At 62.3% G+C, this 16,892-nt stretch carries 13 protein-coding genes; 10 read left to right on the top strand and 3 right to left on the bottom strand.

All coding sequences use genetic code 11. The annotated features are described in order from the left end of the window. Positions 1-8: 8 nt before the first annotated feature. Entirely contained in the window at positions 9-437 is a 429-nt protein-coding gene (locus tag VHK65_03850; GenBank protein ID HVS05283.1) for a hypothetical protein, read from the top strand. On the opposite strand, the gene VHK65_03845 is transcribed toward VHK65_03850, so the two are convergent. Beyond that, positions 438-2,873 carry a PQQ-binding-like beta-propeller repeat protein gene (locus tag VHK65_03845; GenBank protein HVS05282.1) on the bottom strand — a complete coding sequence of 812 codons (2,436 nt, stop codon included), beginning with the start codon at positions 2,871-2,873 and terminating at the stop codon, positions 438-440. A gap of 430 nt (positions 2,874-3,303) precedes the next feature. Here VHK65_03845 and VHK65_03840 point away from each other — a divergent pair, with 430 nt between their 5' ends. The 3 genes from VHK65_03840 to VHK65_03830 are packed head-to-tail and all read left to right on the top strand — an operon-like array spanning position 3,304 to position 4,467. Then, the gene (locus VHK65_03840; protein HVS05281.1) at positions 3,304-3,585 is read left to right on the top strand and encodes a hypothetical protein; all 282 of its coding nucleotides are present in this window, start codon (positions 3,304-3,306) and stop codon (positions 3,583-3,585) included. After that, complete coding sequence (locus tag VHK65_03835) at positions 3,569-3,799, top strand: hypothetical protein (protein ID HVS05280.1); 231 nt, start codon at positions 3,569-3,571, stop codon at positions 3,797-3,799. Before VHK65_03840 ends, VHK65_03835 begins: the two co-directional genes overlap by 17 nt. An 11-nt stretch (positions 3,800-3,810) precedes the next feature. Beyond that, positions 3,811-4,467, top strand: a complete 657-nt coding sequence (locus VHK65_03830) for a hypothetical protein (protein ID HVS05279.1) — start codon at positions 3,811-3,813, stop codon at positions 4,465-4,467. A gap of 22 nt (positions 4,468-4,489) precedes the next feature. Here VHK65_03830 and VHK65_03825 read toward each other — a convergent pair whose 3' ends face one another. Together VHK65_03825 and VHK65_03820 are read right to left on the bottom strand one after the other, a co-directional pair. Next, on the bottom strand, positions 4,490-6,130 hold the full coding sequence (locus VHK65_03825; GenBank protein ID HVS05278.1) for a hypothetical protein: 1,641 nt from the start codon (positions 6,128-6,130) through the stop codon (positions 4,490-4,492). A gap of 107 nt (positions 6,131-6,237) precedes the next feature. Continuing rightward, positions 6,238-7,257 carry a hypothetical protein gene (locus VHK65_03820; GenBank protein HVS05277.1) on the bottom strand — a complete coding sequence of 340 codons (1,020 nt, stop codon included), beginning with the start codon at positions 7,255-7,257 and terminating at the stop codon, positions 6,238-6,240. 664 nt (positions 7,258-7,921) lie between these two features. Here VHK65_03820 and VHK65_03815 point away from each other — a divergent pair. The 6 genes from VHK65_03815 (at position 7,922) to VHK65_03790 (ending at position 16,847) form a co-directional block, all read left to right on the top strand. Continuing rightward, positions 7,922-9,181 (top strand): hypothetical protein, encoded by a 1,260-nt coding sequence (locus tag VHK65_03815; GenBank protein ID HVS05276.1) that lies wholly within the window; start codon positions 7,922-7,924, stop codon positions 9,179-9,181. A 32-nt stretch (positions 9,182-9,213) separates the two neighbouring features. Beyond that, positions 9,214-9,981, top strand: coding sequence for a glycosyltransferase (locus VHK65_03810; GenBank protein ID HVS05275.1), 768 nt, complete (start codon positions 9,214-9,216; stop codon positions 9,979-9,981). A gap of 470 nt (positions 9,982-10,451) precedes the next feature. After that, a complete protein-coding gene (locus tag VHK65_03805; GenBank protein ID HVS05274.1) occupies positions 10,452-11,159 on the top strand; it encodes a glycosyltransferase in 708 nt (235 codons plus the stop codon). Between the two features lie 163 nt (positions 11,160-11,322). Then, positions 11,323-12,102: a class I SAM-dependent methyltransferase gene (locus VHK65_03800; GenBank protein HVS05273.1), complete on the top strand. Its 780-nt coding sequence runs from the start codon at positions 11,323-11,325 to the stop codon at positions 12,100-12,102. A gap of 325 nt (positions 12,103-12,427) precedes the next feature. Next, a complete protein-coding gene (locus VHK65_03795) occupies positions 12,428-15,793 on the top strand; it encodes an FkbM family methyltransferase (GenBank protein HVS05272.1) in 3,366 nt (1,121 codons plus the stop codon). Between the two features lie 37 nt (positions 15,794-15,830). Continuing rightward, complete coding sequence (locus VHK65_03790; protein HVS05271.1) at positions 15,831-16,847, top strand: NAD-dependent epimerase/dehydratase family protein; 1,017 nt, start codon at positions 15,831-15,833, stop codon at positions 16,845-16,847. The last annotated feature ends 45 nt before the right edge of the window (positions 16,848-16,892 follow it).

Raw genomic sequence — 16,892 nt, 5'->3', positions numbered from 1 at the left:
TGGATACAGTGCCGCCGATCCTGTCACCGGGCCGAGCATCCTACTGGTTCGTGCTGGTGTACGCGATCGTCCTGTTCGTCATCCCGTTCGCGCTGTTGATCCCCGCCGCTATCCGCCCGCGATCCGTCATCGCGGCGGTGGTCGCGGCGCCTGCGGTTGGCATGCTTCTCATTGTCGGAATGAGCGTCCAGCCGCAATCGTTGCCTCGCCTTGTCATCCACCTCCTCGCGATTTTCTGCCTGGCCGCGCTAGTGGTGAGAGTGATTCAGGGCGTAGCTGCCCGTCGCCTCCGCGAGCTGTGGATCGTGCCCGGCTTAGTAGTGGGTTTCGCCATTGCCTACCTCGCGGTGGGACTACTTCAGCTCCCTATCGTGCTCCAGTTCTGTCACTGGCCGCCGTTCAGCACGAAAATCTCGTCGATTCTCTGCAGCGGGTAGCTACTGATACCAGCCGGCCACGTCGACGACCACGTCGGTGGTCCCGGCCGCGTTATAGAGGTCGAGCTTGCCGTCGGTGCTCAGCTCGACCACGGCCAGGCTGGGCACCGTCTGGCCAGCCGTCCAATTGAGGTCGGACGCGAGCGGCCTCGGGCTCTGGTCGGGCCAGGCGGTCAGGTAGCTTGCGGCGGAGGTGTCGGTGACCGTGATGTTCAACACCACGGCTCTGGCGCTCGCCGGGACGACCGTGCCGGTGACCTGCACCGCCATCGAGGTGCTCGGTCCCAGCGGTCTGCCACCGTTGCGGGTGTCGAGAATGCGCGTGGGCGTGACGGGCATCAGGCGGCAGGCCGTCGTCCCGTTGGAGCGCTCCGGGCGAAAGGCGCCGTTGAGGTCGGCGATCACGTCGACGGAACCGGCCGCGTTATAGATGTTGATGGATCCGGCGACTGGCATCATGATGCGGTTGGCGACCGTCTCCCCTGCCGCGAAATTCAGATTCGAGCTGTTCGGGCGAGGCTGCCCGGCCGGCCAGACCACCAGGTAGCTGGGGGCGCTGGCGTTCGTCACCGTCATGTTGACGGCGAGCGCGTCGGAAAAGCCGCCGTCGACCGGGACCGAGATCGTGGCGCCGGGCCCCAACTTGATATTGGGACCACCGGTGCCGTCCCGCGTGTCGAGGACGCGGAACGGTGCCATCGGATTGAGGTATGAGCCGTAGGCGGCCGTACTCGTGGTCGCCTGTACCCAGCCCTGGGCATCGACCACGATGTCGGTCGAGCCGGCGGCATTGAAAAGGTTCACGGCACCGTCGGGCCCGAGAGCGACCTCGACCAGGTTGGCCACGGTTCGGCCCTGGACCCAGTTGAGATTCGACGCGATGGGCCGCAGCGCGCCGCTCGGGTACACCGTGAGGTAGCTCGCCGCCGTCGTAGCTGTCGCGGTGACATTCAAAATCGCCGCCGAGACGCCGCTACTCGGGATGCCGCCACTTCCCGCGACCTGCAGCCGGCGCGCCTCCTGGTTTCCGAGCGCGCTGCTGGTGCGCGTATCGAGGAGGCGCGTTGGGGAGACCGCGTGATACTGGCCGCCCGCCGGCGGATTCCCCGGTGGACAGGGCAGCACGGTAAAGGCGTAGAGCGCATCGGTATAGGTTTGGGTGCAGCCGCCGACGTAGACGACGCCATTGACCACCACCGGCGATGAGGTCGTCGTGTTCCAGCAATTCGACACATACCCGTTGCCCTGACCACCGTCCAGACTGGCGGCAAACAGCCAGGAACAGGCCGTGGTGCCGCATCCGGAAGCGGCGTAGGCATAGATGTAGCCATCGAAGCTGGTGACGTAGACGACGCCATTGGCGACCGACGGCGATGACGCGATCGGCGTTGGGCTGGGGTGTTGCGCGGTGGTTTGCGAGCCGTGGGTCTGGCCGGCCCAGCGAACCGCGCCATTCGCCGGGTCGAGCGCATACAGCCTCCCGTCGGGAGCGCCGACATAGACCGAACCCTGGTCGACGGCCGGCGACGATTGGATCCCATCGAGCTCGCCCGGAGCGGGCGGCGGCAGGCCCACGACCGCTGACCAGAGTGGGCTGCAGTAGGCGGCGCCGCATCCCGCCGCGTTGAAGGCATAGAAGTTCGGGGTGCTGCGGATGCCAGGGGTGTAGGCAGCAACGAACACCCGCCCACCGGAGACGGCCGGCGATGCCGTCACGCCGGCTGCGGTCGCCAGCCCGGACCAGAGCTGCCGTCCGTCACTCGCGGAGAGGACGTTCAGGGCGCCGGCCCCAAGGTAGACCACGCCGTTGACGACCGCGGGTGGGTTCACGATCGGCGTTCCTGCGCTAAAGCTCCACAATTTCGCGCCGGTGCCAGCGTCGAGGGCATAGAGGTTCTGGTCGTCGCCCCCAACGTAAACGACGCCACCGGCGACCGACGGCCCGGCCCACACGTTGTGGCCGGCGGTTTGGAAACTCCAGCGGATGGCGCCGGTCTTGACGTCGAAGGCGTAAACGGCGCCGCTGGTATTCGTCCCCGCGTACACGAGTCCGCCGGCCACGGCCGCCGCCGAGTAGGTGATCGTTCCCGAGGGGATTCGCGCTTTCCACTTCAAGACCTGGTTGGGCGCCTCAACGGCACACATCGCGGCGCCGCAGCCCATATAGATGATGTTGTCGACCACCGCCGCGGCGGCATTGGAAGACTCATCGTCTGTCCGAACCCAGGCCTGCTGCAGGCGCGCCGCGTTGGTCGAATCGATGGTCGATTCGTTCGGGTTGCGACCGCTATTGGCCAGGTCGAAGCGCGACTGGGCCCAGTTGGCGAAGGTTGGCGCGGCTGCGGCCCTGGCCGAAGTGCCGCCGACCGCCAGCGGGACGACCAGCAGCAACGGCAGCGCCGCCGGCAGCCAGCGCCGAGTTCGCGGTTTTCTCATGAGCGGGTAGCTTACCGATCTCACTCCCCCCTTGCCGTCACCGGTCCTTCCCCTTTTCGCGAGCGTACGGGTGTCTCAATTCCCCTCCCCCGCTGCGGTGAAGGGCAGGGTGGGGGCTGAGTGCCCTAATGGGCAACCTTTCTTGACATTGGGAGATCGGTCGGTAAACTCGGGAACTTCGTGCGGTGGCGTCCCCACCGCGGGATCCGGAGGAGGAGGGAGGGCCGTTGGCCAGACGGAGGGTGGTCGCTGAACCGGTCAACGCGTCGGCAGCGACGAGGCGGGCGTTGCACGCGGTGCCCGATCACGCCGCCGATCAGGTTAACCGTGAGGGGCCGCCGCCGGTGACCCAGGCGCTGAGGGCACGCCCGATCCGCTCCCGGCTCGCGCCGGTTGAGCCACAGCCTCACCCTCCGGGCTGATCACTGATATGAAGCCAGAGATCCGTCGATCCGCAAGCCAGTCAAGCGCGAAACTTCAGGACGAGGTCGCGCAGCTCACCGCCCTTGTGGAGGAGATGAAAGCCCGCCTCGAGCGGCTCGAAGGCGGAACGCCGGACATCGACCCCGGCAACGGCAATGCGCACTGCCGGCGTGACCTGCTAAAGCTGGCGGGCGCGGCCGCGGTGGGGGCCGCCGGCGCCACCGTGCTTCGCGGCGTTCCCGCCGCCGCGGCGACGGGACGGTCCGATTCTGATGGGCCACACCAATGACACAGGGCTACCCACCAACATCATTCCCACGTCAGCGACCAGCCCGTCACCGATCCTGCAGGCGCTTGGCCAGGGTGTGCCGGCCCCGGCGGTGCCGGTGAACTCGCCCAATCAGAGCATCCCCTTGATCGGCGCGATCGGACCGGGCGGAACCCTGCCACCGGTTGGTACCTCAGCTGCGGACTATCCAGGCTTTGCCCCCATCCAGGGGTAGGGGGCATCAGCGTGATCACCGTCGGAGGGGTCTCCAAGACGGTCTCCGAAGGCCTCAACGGCTGGGGCAAGGGCAGCACCGGGATCGGGGTCTCGGGCGAATCAGACGTGGGGTACGGCGTCATCGGTGGGAGCGGTGGCATCGACCTGGCGGCTCTCGGAAACGGCCGCGTGCTGCAGCTGACGTTGCCCGATAGCTTCCTCTCCAGCCCGCCGTCTGGGCCGCCGAATTACCGGCCCAACGACTTCGAGCAGGTCCGGGATGCCAATGGGGCGATCTGGGTCTCGCAACCCGCGCCGCAGGGCTCACCGGCCGTCGCCTACTGGCGGCGCCTCAATACGATCATCCCGATGACGCCGGCGCGGGTCGTCGATACCCGCGGCGGCCTTGGTGGCGTCAGCGGGATCCAGGCGGCCGGCACCACCCAAACGTGGACGATCGCCGGCAGCAACGGCATACCCGCGAATGCGATTGGCCTCGTCGGCAACCTGACAGCCGCCGGCTACACCGCACCCGGGTACCTGGCCATCTTCCCGGTGGAACCGCGTGGCCGGGCAACTCCACGGTCAACTTCTCCCCAGCCTCATCGGCATGGGCCAACGCCTTTGTCGTGCTCTTTGGAGCGGGCGGTACCGTTTCCGTCTACATGGGCGCGACGAGCCACGTGATCATCGACGTCACCGGCTACCTTCAGTAGGTGGTCCAGAGCAGGTCGCGGTACACCACGACCGAGCCGTAGTCGGCGACCAGCTCCAGCCCGCGCTCTTCGGCAAGGTAGGAATACCCGCGCCAATCCACCTCGCGTGCCACGAGCACGTATTTGATGTTGTGCTTGGCCAGGATCGGCGCCCAATCTCCTGCACGGGCCGCGGTGACAAGGCCCGAGATGGCGATCTGGTCCGGATCGCCGGGTGCCGCGATCCCCGGGATTTCAGGGTTCGGGCTGATCACTACCGGGATCGAGAAGAACGACGGAGCCGGTGAGGCCACGACCTTGTTGGTGTTATCCACGAACGAGATCGCGAGGTACTGGTGCCAGGGAAGAAACAAGGCTCGTCCTGGATGCGGATCGGCCAGCAGAAGCCGATCTGCCTGGTACCAGCCGGAGGGGTACTGGGACGGGCGGAGCTGGCCATGCATCCCGAATAGCAGCCCGTTGCCGTAGTAGAGGGGCAGTGCCAGGGCGAGGCCGGTAACGAGCGCCTGCGCGAGGTCGCGAAGGCGGCCACTGGGCAGTCGCGTCTTGACCGAGGCAGTAACGGCGATGACTCCAAGCGGGACGAGCTGCGCGTAGACCAGGGCGAGGATCGCGGCCCACTTTCCGGAATCGCGCATCCCCCGGTATGGCGGGAAGGCCCGGTCGAGCCAGGTGACGAGGACGGCGACGCGTGAATCGGCCGCGCCGACGTCGAGGACCAGGGCGATTGCCCCAGCGATCAGCAGCCCCATCACCCAGGGCCTGAGGTCACGCTGGCTATCCTCGTGGCGTGCCAGAAGCACCCAGAGCGACCCGACGAGGGCGATCATCAGCAAGGCGACCAGAACGATCGGCCACAGCGGCGCAAACAGCTTGAACGATGGAAAGCGTCCGATGTTCTCGGCCCAGAAGCCATAGAGGCCGAGGAGATTTGGGATCAGCCCGAGGTGGGGATCCCCGACGGCCTGATACACGCGGATATCCGAAGCGCCGATCCCGGCGACCGTACTGGCTTCTGGGCTCGATCCGCTAACGAATGGAATCAACCAGTAAGCGCTGCCGAGTCCCGCGGCGGCGGAGGCCACCAGGGAGCCCAGGCCAAGCTGGGCCAGGTAGCCATGATCCGTGGCCTTGCTGATCCCGTAGACGATCCCCATCACACCGCAGAGGACAAATGCGGCAAGAAACAGATGAAGGTCGAGCGCGCCGATTAGCACCAGCCACGCAGCCACGAACAACCCCCGAACGGGGGTTGGGGCGGCGAGGAAATGGCGGACCCAGAGGGCGAGCCAGGGAAGGATCGCGTACGCAGCGAGGAGAAACAGCTGACCGTAGTGCAAGCGGCCGTACACGAACGGGTTGACGGTGTAGACGAGCGAGGCTACCGCCCGGGGGATGAACCCGTCCCCCGGCATCGCGCGATAAGCGCCCTGGGCGGCGACCAGCAGCGTGCCGGCGATCAATAGCTTGCCGACAATCTCGGCCGGCACGATGTGGGCCGCGAGGGCGAGAAGCGCCAGCAGCGGCGCGTCGTTCGACAGCGTGCCCGGAACGCTAAAGTGCCGCGGTCCAGGCCAGTCAGTGCCGAAGAGGAAGCCCGGCAGCAACCAGGGAGCGGCGATGACCAGGGTCAAGCCGGCGGACCAGAAGAGGCCGCCGAATTTGGCCAGTTTGGCCGGTAACTGAAGAGGGCCCGGTCTCCCGGGCCCTCTCGTGCGCTTCTTAGACTCTTCCGGCTGGCTTACTGATACCAGCCCACCACATCGACGATCACATCAACCGAGCCGTACGCGTTGTAGATGTCGACTTTGCTACCGCCTCCAAGCTGGACGACGACGAGGTTCGCGACGGTCAGCCCACTCACGAAGTTCAAGTCCGAGGCCAGCGGACGCGGAGCGCCATCGGGCCATACCGTCAGGTAGCTCGGCGCGGTCGGGTTCGTCACGGTCACGTTGAGAACGGCTGCGTGTGCCGCTGCCGGGACCCCGCTTACCGTTAGCACCCCAGACGAATTGGCCTGGAGGGCCCCTCCACCACGGGTGTCGAGGATCCGGTTCGGCGTTACGCCGACGAATACGTCCCCGCTGCCGGTCGCCAGGGTGCTCCCAGAGTTATCCGTGAACCAGCCGTTGACGTCGGCGACCAGGTCAACCGTCCCGTAGGCGTTGTAGAGGGTGATCATCCCGCCGGTTCCGAGCTTGACGACCACCCGGTTGGGAACCGTCTGGCCGGCCACAAAGTTGACATTGGACGCAAGCGGGCGCGGAGACCCTGTCGGATATGCCGTGATGTAGCTCGGCGCGGTCGCGTTCGTTTCGGTCAGGTTCAACGTCACGGCTTCGACGCCTGATGCCGGAACTCCGTCTGCGCCAGTCACCTGCACATCGATGGTGCTGTTCGCAGCCACCTTCGATGCGTTGCGCGTATCGAGAATCCGGGACGGCACCAGGGAGCGGTAAAGCCCATCGGGCGGACAGCCGGCCGAGGGTGCCGACCAATAGCCGTTGACGTCGAAGACGACGTCCGTGTTTCCGAACGCGTTATAGACGGTCAGCATTCCGCCTGCACCCAACTCGAGCTCAGTCAGGTTGGGGACGGTTTTCCCCGCGGTCCAGTTGAGGGTCGAGGCGAGGGGACGTGACGCTCCCTTGGGGTAAACAGTGAGATAACTCGCGGCGGTGGTGTCTGTCGCTGTGACGTTGATCACAGCTGCTGTCGCGTTGGCGGGCACGCCACCCATACCACCGACCGGTACATCCATCGTCGTGTTTCCTCCGAGCGGAGTCCCGCCGCGGGTATCCAAGATTCGGACCGGCGCCAACGGATGGAACTGAACAGGAGGTGGCGCACAAGCACCGCCAGGGCCGTATCCGTAGCCGTAACTCACAAGGCTGGCCCCTGAGAGGTTAAAGGTGTGCGACGCCGCAAAACTTAGCACAAGGACCGCGACTACAAGTGCTCCGGGTATGACTACTGAAGGCTTAAGCCTCTTCTTGAACTGCAAGGTACCCCTCCTTTGCTCCGGTCGAATCCGATCCTCAAGACAGCCCGACGTTCGGGCACCAGAATCCCTCCCGTTAGGACGCTACGCTCGGGACACTAGCACCCATCCACAAGAGAGTCAACGCATTTGCGCATTGTGACCGAGAGTCCAACGCCCGGCGTCCATCCGTAACCGCAAACGTTTGTCAGCCGGGGTAGTTTCGTTGACCGCATAGGCACGTGCCGGGCCTCTACCTAAGAAAGAGGTAACCGGGTACCAGCCTGGGCGCCTCCTTCCTGACAGTGAGAAGGAGTTGACGGAGCGCATAACCTTCTCTATGGTTGAGGCTGTCTTTGCGGCTCTAAAGGCAGGAGGAGAGATTTCGCTCTTGGGGGCAAAGGTCCTTTCATCGTCCCGTGGCGAGCGTATCGTTGTTCACAACGTGCTCGTGTCGGCGGGCACGATGGCGGCCGGGGTGCTCGGCTTCGCGTTTCAAGTCGTGATCAGCCACCGCGTGCAGCCGTCCCAATATGGGGCGATCTTCACGGTAATGACACTGCTCGGGCTGGTCGGGCTTCCTGCCAGTGCACTGACCCTGATGATGGCACGCGAAGCAAGCCGCGATCGGGCCAACGGCCAGCATGCCTCGAGCGCAGCGATGCTGCACGACGGCAATCGACTCCTCCTGTTGGGCGGTCTCGCCATCGCGGCGCTTGCGCTCGTTGCGTCGCCGTGGCTCAGTCGCTTCTTTGCAGTCCCCATCGACTTACTCGTCGCCGGGTCGGCCGGGCTTCCATTTGTGTTAGCGCTGCCACTCCTAATAGGCGATCTTCAGGGGGAGCAGCACTTCCTGGCGTTCTCGTCCATAGCTTTCGGTCTTGCCGCGTTCAAGCTTGGTGCCGCAGTCATCCTTGGAATTGCTTTCGGCGCAGTCGGCATCGTCCTGGGCGTTTCGTTGGGTGGCGCCATCGGGTACGCGGTGGCGCACGCACTCCTTCGGCGCAAGCTTGCCATTAAGGCCAGGTGGCCCTGGCAGCGCCCAGCGATAGCCTATCTCGGCATCCTTCTTCCCAGTACGCTCGCGCTTGCGGTTTTACTGAGCTCGGACGTCCTTCTCGTCAAGCACTTCTTCGGCCCGGGTCCAGCCGGCGAATACGCGGCTGTGGTTGCCTTGAGTCGGGCGCTGTACTACGCGGCGGCTGGAGTTGCAATCGTCCTCTTTCCCAAAGTCATCTTCCGCGAGTCGCAGGGTGCAAGCGGTTCGCCGTTGGTCTGGTTATCGGTCGGACTGGTTACAGCGGGTGGCGCCGTGGGACTCGTGGTGCTCACGCTAGCCTCAGGTTTTTTCCTGTCAGCTTTCGCAGGCAAGGCCTACATCCGCGGCGCGGCCTACTTGCCCTGGTACGCGGCCGGGATGACCTTGCTCGGCGCCGCCGCGGTGTTGATCGCCACCCATCAGACCAGTGGTCGGCGGGCATTCCTGGCTATTCTGATTCCGCTTGCCACACTGGAACCGATTGCCATCCTGTTCTTCCACGGAAGCCTCATGCGGGTGGTGCAGGTCGTCGATATCTGTATGCTGGCCTTGGTCGTTGGGCTCGGCGTCCTGTATCTAGCACAAAGATCAAGCGCACAGACGATCGTATTCTGCCCCCCGCCTGAGCTCGTTGTTGGCGCAGGGCCCGTGGAGGCGATCTCATAAGCATCGAGATCCTCGATCGCCCGCCAGACCGGTTGACTGTTCCGTCAGGGAATGAGCTGACCAAGCCCGGCACCCGCCTGTCGGTCATCGTGCCTGCCTATCGTGAGGGAAAGCGCATCGCCCAGAACCTCCGGCGGCTGCTGGGCGAACTTGACGGGTTGGGAATCACCTATGAAGTGATCGTTGTCTCAGACGGCAATACCGATGACACCGTCCTCGAAGCGGAGAGCGTTGTTTCGTCGCACATCAAGGTGGTCCAGTACAACGTCAACATGGGCAAAGGCTACGCGCTGCGGTGCGGAGTCAGCCGCTCCAGCGGCGAGCTCATCAGTTTTATCGATGCCGACATGGAGCTCGATCCTCGCTACGTCAAGGCGTTTCTGGCCGTGATGGACGGATTCGACTGCGACGCCGTTATCGGGTCGAAGCGGCATCCGATGTCTAACGTTCACTATCCGTTTTTCCGTCGATTTCAAAGCTCGATCTACCAGCTTCTGATCCGCACCCTTTTCCAGTTGAAGCTCCGCGACACACAAACCGGCCTCAAGCTCTTTAAGCGCAAAGTCCTCGAAGAGGTGGTTCCCCTCCTCGCCATCAAGCGGTTCGCGTTTGATTTGGAGCTGTTGGTGGTTGCGCGGAGCCTCGGGTACAGGAAGGTTATGGAGGCCCCGGTCGACCTCGACTATCACTTCGATAGCACCGTCAGTCCTGGGGCAGTCTTCAATGTCCTATGGGACACGGCCGCCATCTTTTACAGGCTCCGGATTCTCCGCTATTACGCTCGACACCGGGCACGATGAGCGAATCGAACGGCACGGCACCCACGACCGCAGTCCTGGCAAGTCACTACTGGCAGACTGGAGCTGGAACCGCTCTCCGCGACTACCTTATCCCCCGAACCGAGCGATTCCTCTTCATTGGCCATCCCCTATTTGTGGATTCGACCGACTCGTACTGCGAGATGTACTCCCGGGGAAAATCGCTGGCGAGCGTGCGCAGACCCGGTCCGCGAGGCGCAGCGCGATACGTAACCGAGCTGTTCAGAACGGTCCGGTGGAGCTCCGTTAGAGGCGAGCCATTCGAGACATTTATCGCGGCAGATAGCCTGTTGGCGCTGGCCGGACTGTATCTACGGGCGCGGGGAAGGGTGCGCCAGGTAATTCTGTATACCGTGGACTATAGCCCGCGCCGCTTTCGAAGCCCTATCTTAAATCGCGCCTACCACGCCATCGATTCCTTTGCAGTTCGGCATGTCGACCTCGTATGGAGTGTGTCCGAACAGATCGTCTCCGCTCGTGTTGAGCGCGACGGTCGCCAGCCGCGGACCCCGCAACTGATTGTCCGCCACGGGGCAAACTTCGAGCGGGTCACGCGCATCCCACTCGATCGGGCAGACCCGTACAGGATTGCCTTCCTCGGCCACCTACTGGAAAAGCAGGGGGTTCAGGCCCTGATCCAAGCGCTTCCGAAGGTTCAGGCACGAGTTCCGCGGGCAGCTCTCATGATCGTTGGTGACGGCCCCTACGCCGGCACCTTACGGGAGCTCTCGAAAAAGCTCGGCCTGGAAACGACGATTGAGTTCACTGGAGCCATCGAGGATCACCGATTGGTCGAGTCACGGCTGACAGGCTGCGCCCTCGCCGTGGCGCCATATGTGCCGGATCTGCTCAACTTCACTCAATACGCCGACCCGGGCAAAATCAGGACGTACCTTGCGTGCGGTCTACCAGTCGTTCTCACCGGCGTCCCGCCAATAGCATCACTAGTCGAAAGCCGAGGGGCCGGCCGCGTCGTCGAGTACGACATTGACGCCCTGGCGGACGCCATCGCTGACTATCTCAGTGACCGCCCGGCGCTCGAACTCGCCCGAGCTGCAGCGACGCAACTGGGCTCCGAATTCGAATGGCGGCGGATTTTCTCAGACGCATGGACTCGAACGCAACGGAACGGAATGGCCGTCGCAGGGGCCGAACGTTAGGATCCTCGGACGGATGACACCGGCACTAACGACGCGCACAACCGCGCTCGGCATCTTAACGAAGATCCTTCGATGCCCAATCTGCCGAACTGAGTTGGAGTTTCGAGACAATTTACGCTGCCGTGGAGGACACACATTTCCAGTCGAGGATGGGGTCCCAATCTTGTCGGGCACCGAAGCCGCGAGTGAGGAGATGCAACACTCTCACCAGCGCACCTTCTACAACCGGGAGTACAGCGAGTATCGAGCTTATCGCTTGGAACACTGGGAGTCCGTCTATGTGAACCGAGTCACAAGTATGTGGGGCAATGGAGGACCACCCGGTTTCTACCTGGATGTAGGCGCTGGCGGGTCGGGCTATACCGTGATAGAGAGCGCCCGCAGGGGCGCGATTGCGGTGGGTTGCGACATATCGCTGAGTGGTATGAAGTCGGCTCGGCGGTTCGCCGATGGTGAGGGCGTTGGTGAGCGCTGCCTCTTTATTGTCTGCGACGGCGAGAGGCTGCCATTTGCCGATGAGGCTTTCGCAGCGACGGCCGCAATCGCCGTGCTCGAGCACGTACCCGATGATCTCAAGGCCATTTCGGAGATCGCGCGCGTAACGCGCGAGGCTGGCCACGTGTTTCTGGCAGTACCTAATGCGCTCGATCGGATGCCCCTGCTCCTTCGAGGTCTGTACGCGCGCCATGATCGGCGGATCGGCCACCTGCGTCACTACTCGGCAAAAGATCTAACGACAATGTGCCGGGGTGTGGGGTTGCGGGCGTCCAGGGTCGTTTACTCAGCCCATTGGGCCAAGGTCTGGCAGCTGCTTTTGCATCTGGCCGCGAACAGGCTGCACCTCGACGACACGCGGCTCTGGTGGTGGCTCGAGCGATTCGATGCGAGGGCGGCATCCTCTGATAGTGGCATGCACCTAAACACCTGGCTAGAACGCGTTTAGGTGTCGCGCGTCGGTGAGCGCCATCAATAGGCGAGGAGCCAATCGTCTCCAGGTAACGGTGCCATCGGCAAGTGGGGTCATTCGGGGTGCGGTTCAGTCTGTGTGGCATGAACCCTTCAGGCGCGCGACAAGACGCTTCCGACCATCCGACCGCATTGCAACTGGACTACAGGTTCTGGGCCTTTCGGCCCTCGGTCTTCTTTTCTACAACAAGTGGCTTACTACCACCACTCTCACCGCGGGCGACTGGACCTGGGAATCGCCGGGGAGGTTGCAAACGTGGTGGCCGTGGCCGCTTGTCTGGGATCCGACCCTAGGATTCGGATTGAAGAACTTTGGCCAGTCCTTTGAGTTTCCAATTTTCGCCACAGCTGGTCTCTTAACACATCTCGGATTGTCATGGGGCTTGGTCGAGAAGCTGCTCTACTTCTGGCCCTTTGCTGCACTCAGCTTTGTGGCTCCGTGGGTGCTTGGCCGCGAGCTGCTCGGGAAGTCGCGGTGGGCGCTGCTCGTGGCGATCATTTTTGCCGGGAACACGGCCTTGTTGCAGGTCTCAACCGTCGGACACACTTTCCTTGCCGTGGCCGAGGTTCTGGCTCCGCTGGTCTTCGCAAGCTTCATCAGGTCGATGCGATTGCGATCGCTCGCGTGGGCACTGGTGACAGGCTTATTGCTTGCCCTCCAGTCGGCGTACGAGTTTCGCATCATGTACCTCACCGTCCTGGCTTGCCTTGCATACATGATCGTGCTTGCTGTTACCCAGCCGATCTGGAAGCTGGTGGGGCATCGCGCAGTGCTCGTAGGAGTGTCATTAATAACCCTCGCCGGTTGCGAGAGCTATTGGACCTTCGCGCTGTTCACGTATCACGGGGATTATGGACTCAACTTGCCTGCCGGGCCCTGGATTGCCTTCATGACGTTGTTCCATGGCCTGGCCGCCGTGGACCCGTTCTGGACCTGGGGAGCACCAAGTTGGTTCCAAACGGTGGAGTTTAGTCCCGTATTTTTTCTACTGCCTCTGCTTGCGTTTCTTCCCCTCGTCGCTCGCCGAGTCAGTCCCGAGATTCTGTGGCTTGGCCTGGTGGCATTGGGTTCGGCATTTCTCATCAAACAGACGAACGCACCCTTCGGTGAAATCTATAGCTGGATGTTTCACCACGTTCCGGGTTGGAACATGTTTCGAGAGGCCTCAAAGCTCTACTTCCTCGTGGTGATTCCATACTCCATCCTCATCGCCTTCTGGCTGAGGCACATGGTGACCCTTGAGAAGCAAAGGCCCATCGTACGGCGCGCGGGTGTTTTCATTGCCGTTGTATGCACCGCAGCCACCGGCGCTTTGGCGCTGGCGTCCCTATTTCCATTGGCAACTGGACAGTTAGGATCAACCACTCGACCGACAAATGAACCGGCCTCTTTCTCTGCTCTCCGGACAATCTTGGAAAGCGATCGCGACCCCGGGTCGGTCTTATGGTTCGGCGGCCCCTGGACCCAGGCACGGCCCGGCGTTCCAGACCTATCCGTGCCGGAGAGGGTCCCTTTGGGGCACGCGTTCTCCCCTGGGTCCGCGACTCATCCAGTCGTGGAGCTCTTAGGGGCTCGCGATGCGCTGACGGTGTTCTGTAAGGATCCGAGCGTGGCCTATTGTTACCTGACCGACCAACTTTTTCAATACCTTGCTCGTCGCGTAGGTGCGACCTACATTGTTAGCCCGACTGGGCCGCACATTGGAGAATCGCCGACGGGAACTGCATCGGAAACGTTGGTCTTAAAGCTAACCACAATACTTGGCGCGCCCCAGCAGTTAGGCAACCACGATGATGGGCTGGCTGTTTGGACCTTGCCTGGGAATGGTTCGCCAGTCGTTCAGGCTCCCGCAGTAGCTCTCATCGTGGGCACGGCTGGTGAGACCAATGACGCCCTGCCCGCGCTTCAGGCACTCGACCTTCCGGTCATCTATCAGGTCGATCCCTCGACGCCATCGCTCACAGTCGGCAACGACAAGACCGTTGAGGTCATTCCCGGTGCGGATGGCAGGTACGACCTGAAGTCTTCCGGTCTCTTCTATCTCATGGCACAGTCACGAGCGGCAAAACTGAACGTTGCGATTGACACGCTTAAGACATCGATGCAGAACGAGCTGACTCCCGAGCGGTTGCCTCAGTGGAGCGTTTACGGGCCCGTCGCCGTCAGTGCCGGGTCCCACGTCTTGAGTCCGTCTGACGGCGTCACTCTTGGCCCGCTGATCAGGGCGTCACTTCTTGCAAAGAGTGTTGTCTCGGGTACTGAATCAAGCCAAAGCCTTGCAACCACGTTCCTAAATTCTGAAGAAGTCGTCGCCTCCGGCTCGACCACGGGCCCAGCATGGTTCGAATTGAGGCGGACCATCGACGTAGGTTGGCGCGTGAACAACGGTCTCTCGCACTTGCCGGGGGACTCCCTGTTCAACTTGTTTTTCGTAGCGACATCGCACGGGCCCCAGATTTTCTCGTTCTCCACCCACCCGTGGGAACGCCTCGGGACTGGGTTTACGCTGCTGTGGGCGTTCGGCATAGCCGTATTGGCCTACGCCCTTGCTCGCCGACGTCCAACGAGACCTACTCGCCAACCGGAGCCTGACTCTCCCGGTGGGATCGTCGCACCTAATGGAATCCTCGCAAGCGGTGCTCAGAATTTGGGAGTTGTTGGCGTGCTTTTGGTCGCCGCAGGTGCCATTTCCTACACACTGATTTGGCTTGGCCTACCCTTGCCAGCGACTGGACCGTTCTACGTATCCATAGCGATGGCAGCGCTGGCATTATCTTGCCTCCTCTATTCAGTTGCCCTGGCCCTTTCGCGGCAGCCAGGCAACCTTCAGGCAAGGGAGCAAGCTCAGCGCATTGGCTCGCCTGCGGTAGGGGCGATTATCGAATTTCTTGTACGGCACGGTCTCTGGGGTACAACGAAAACGGCCTGGGATCGAGTTCAACGAGCGAGTGGCAACACCGCCCGGCGCCGCCACCATGCTGAGACCTTTTACAGGCAGTTTGTGCGCGACGGCGACCTGTGTTTCGACGTAGGCGCGAATGTCGGAAACCGAACCGCTGTCTTCTTGGATCTCGGCGCAAAGGTGGTCGCGATTGAGCCCCAGCCGTCATGTGCTGAAGCGCTTAGAAAGCAGTACGGCCGAAGTGGCCGCCTAGCTGTTGTTCCTAAGGCCGCTGGAAGTCGGCCGGGGGTGGGCGAACTGATGATTAGCCCCGCGAATGCCCTTTCCTCTATGTCCGAGGACTGGCTCGACACAGTCAAGGCAAGTGGAAGATTTCGGGCGTTTCAGAGCCACAGCTGGAAAGAATCTATAACCGTGCCGATCACCACTCTTGATGAAATGATTCAGGAATTCGGCGCTCCAGCGTTCTGCAAGATTGATGTAGAGGGCTACGAAGCCGAGGTCCTGAAGGGGCTGTCGCGCCCCATCCGAGTTCTGTCTTTTGAGTTCGCACCCGAATTCATCAGTGGCACACAAGAGTGCCTGGGAATACTGACAAAATTGGGTCCCTGCGAGTTCAACTATTCGGTCGGTGAGTCGCTGCAATTGGCGCTCGCAAACTGGGTCACCGCCCACGAACTCGAACGGATTCTCACCACCGTGCGCGACAATAGGACTTTTGGCGATGTTTACGTTCGGTTCCTGGAGCTCGGCTTTTTCAGATAGTCCGCAAACATAGCTCTAAATTGAGGAGGGCAACGTCGTGGAATGGAAGGGGCGTCGAACGTTGGTCACAGGCGGAGCTTCATTCATCGGCTCTCACCTCGTGGATCGCCTGGTAGCCAAGGGTGCTGACGTTAAGGTCGTCGACAATCTAAGTTCCGGACGCGAAGAATACCTCGCCGACCATCTTGCAGGGGGACGTATTACGTTTGTTTACGCTGACCTGCTCGACCCTGAAGTTGCGGAAGCAGCAACAAAGGGGGTCAGCATCGTATTCCATCTTGCCGCGGACCATGGTGGACGCGGGTACGTGGAGCTACACCAGGCGGCCTGCGCATCGAACCTCGCGCTCGATGGGCGGGTGTTCCTGGCGTGTCACAAGTCAGGCGTGGAGAAAGTGGTGTACGCATCGTCTGGTTGTATCTATCCAAACTTTCGGCAGCGCGACCCGAATGAAATCCTCTATTTGACCGAGGACATGGCCGGGCCACCCTTCGACGCTGACAACATGTACGGATGGGCCAAGCTGATGGGCGAGATGACACTTCAGGCGTACGTGCGAGATTATGGGATGAAGGGTGTCTCGTGCCGCTATTTCACGGTTTACGGCGAGCGGGGGAAGGAGGATCATGCAGTCATAGCGATGATTGCGCGGGCTTTTGCCAAGCAGAACCCTTTTGAGGTCTGGGGCAACGGCCAGCAGATTCGGAACTGGACGTATGTCTCAGACATCGTCGATGGAACGATTCGGGCGGCGGAAAGAGTCGAGGACGGATCTCCAATCAATCTGGGCACCATGGAGCGCACCCGCGTAATCGAAGCAGTCCGAGAAGTTCTCCGCTACACCGGCCATGAGGCGGAGATTCTGCTCAGGCCGGAGATGCCAACCGGCCCCATGAACCGGGTGGCCGACAATAGCCTCGCCAAGGAGCTCTTAGACTGGCGCCCGAGCCTGCCGTTCGTTGAAGGTCTTCACCGAACGATCGATTGGTATTTCAGGACGAAGGATCGGAAGACGGTCGATTCTCGCCTTGAACTGGCGCTGACGGAACGATAGCCCCACTGAGTTCCTCCATGTACGCCGGAGCCAGCCGGCGGCAAC

The sequence above is a fragment of the Candidatus Dormiibacterota bacterium genome, assembly GCA_035544955.1.
Taxonomy (GTDB): domain Bacteria; phylum Chloroflexota; class Dormibacteria; order CF-121; family CF-121; genus CF-13.
This window is presented reverse-complemented; position numbering and strand designations above follow the sequence as displayed.

Excerpts from the sequence above, each read along its gene's own strand:
- VHK65_03820 (HVS05277.1), bottom strand. The coding sequence starts at position 7,257 with ATGGATGTACCGGTCGGTGGTATGGGTGGCGTGCCCGCCAACGCGACA.
- VHK65_03835 (HVS05280.1), top strand. The coding sequence starts at position 3,569 with ATGGGCCACACCAATGACACAGGGCTACCCACCAACATCATTCCCACG.
- VHK65_03840 (HVS05281.1), top strand. The coding sequence starts at position 3,304 with ATGAAGCCAGAGATCCGTCGATCCGCAAGCCAGTCAAGCGCGAAACTT.
- VHK65_03845 (HVS05282.1), bottom strand. The coding sequence starts at position 2,873 with ATGAGAAAACCGCGAACTCGGCGCTGGCTGCCGGCGGCGCTGCCGTTG.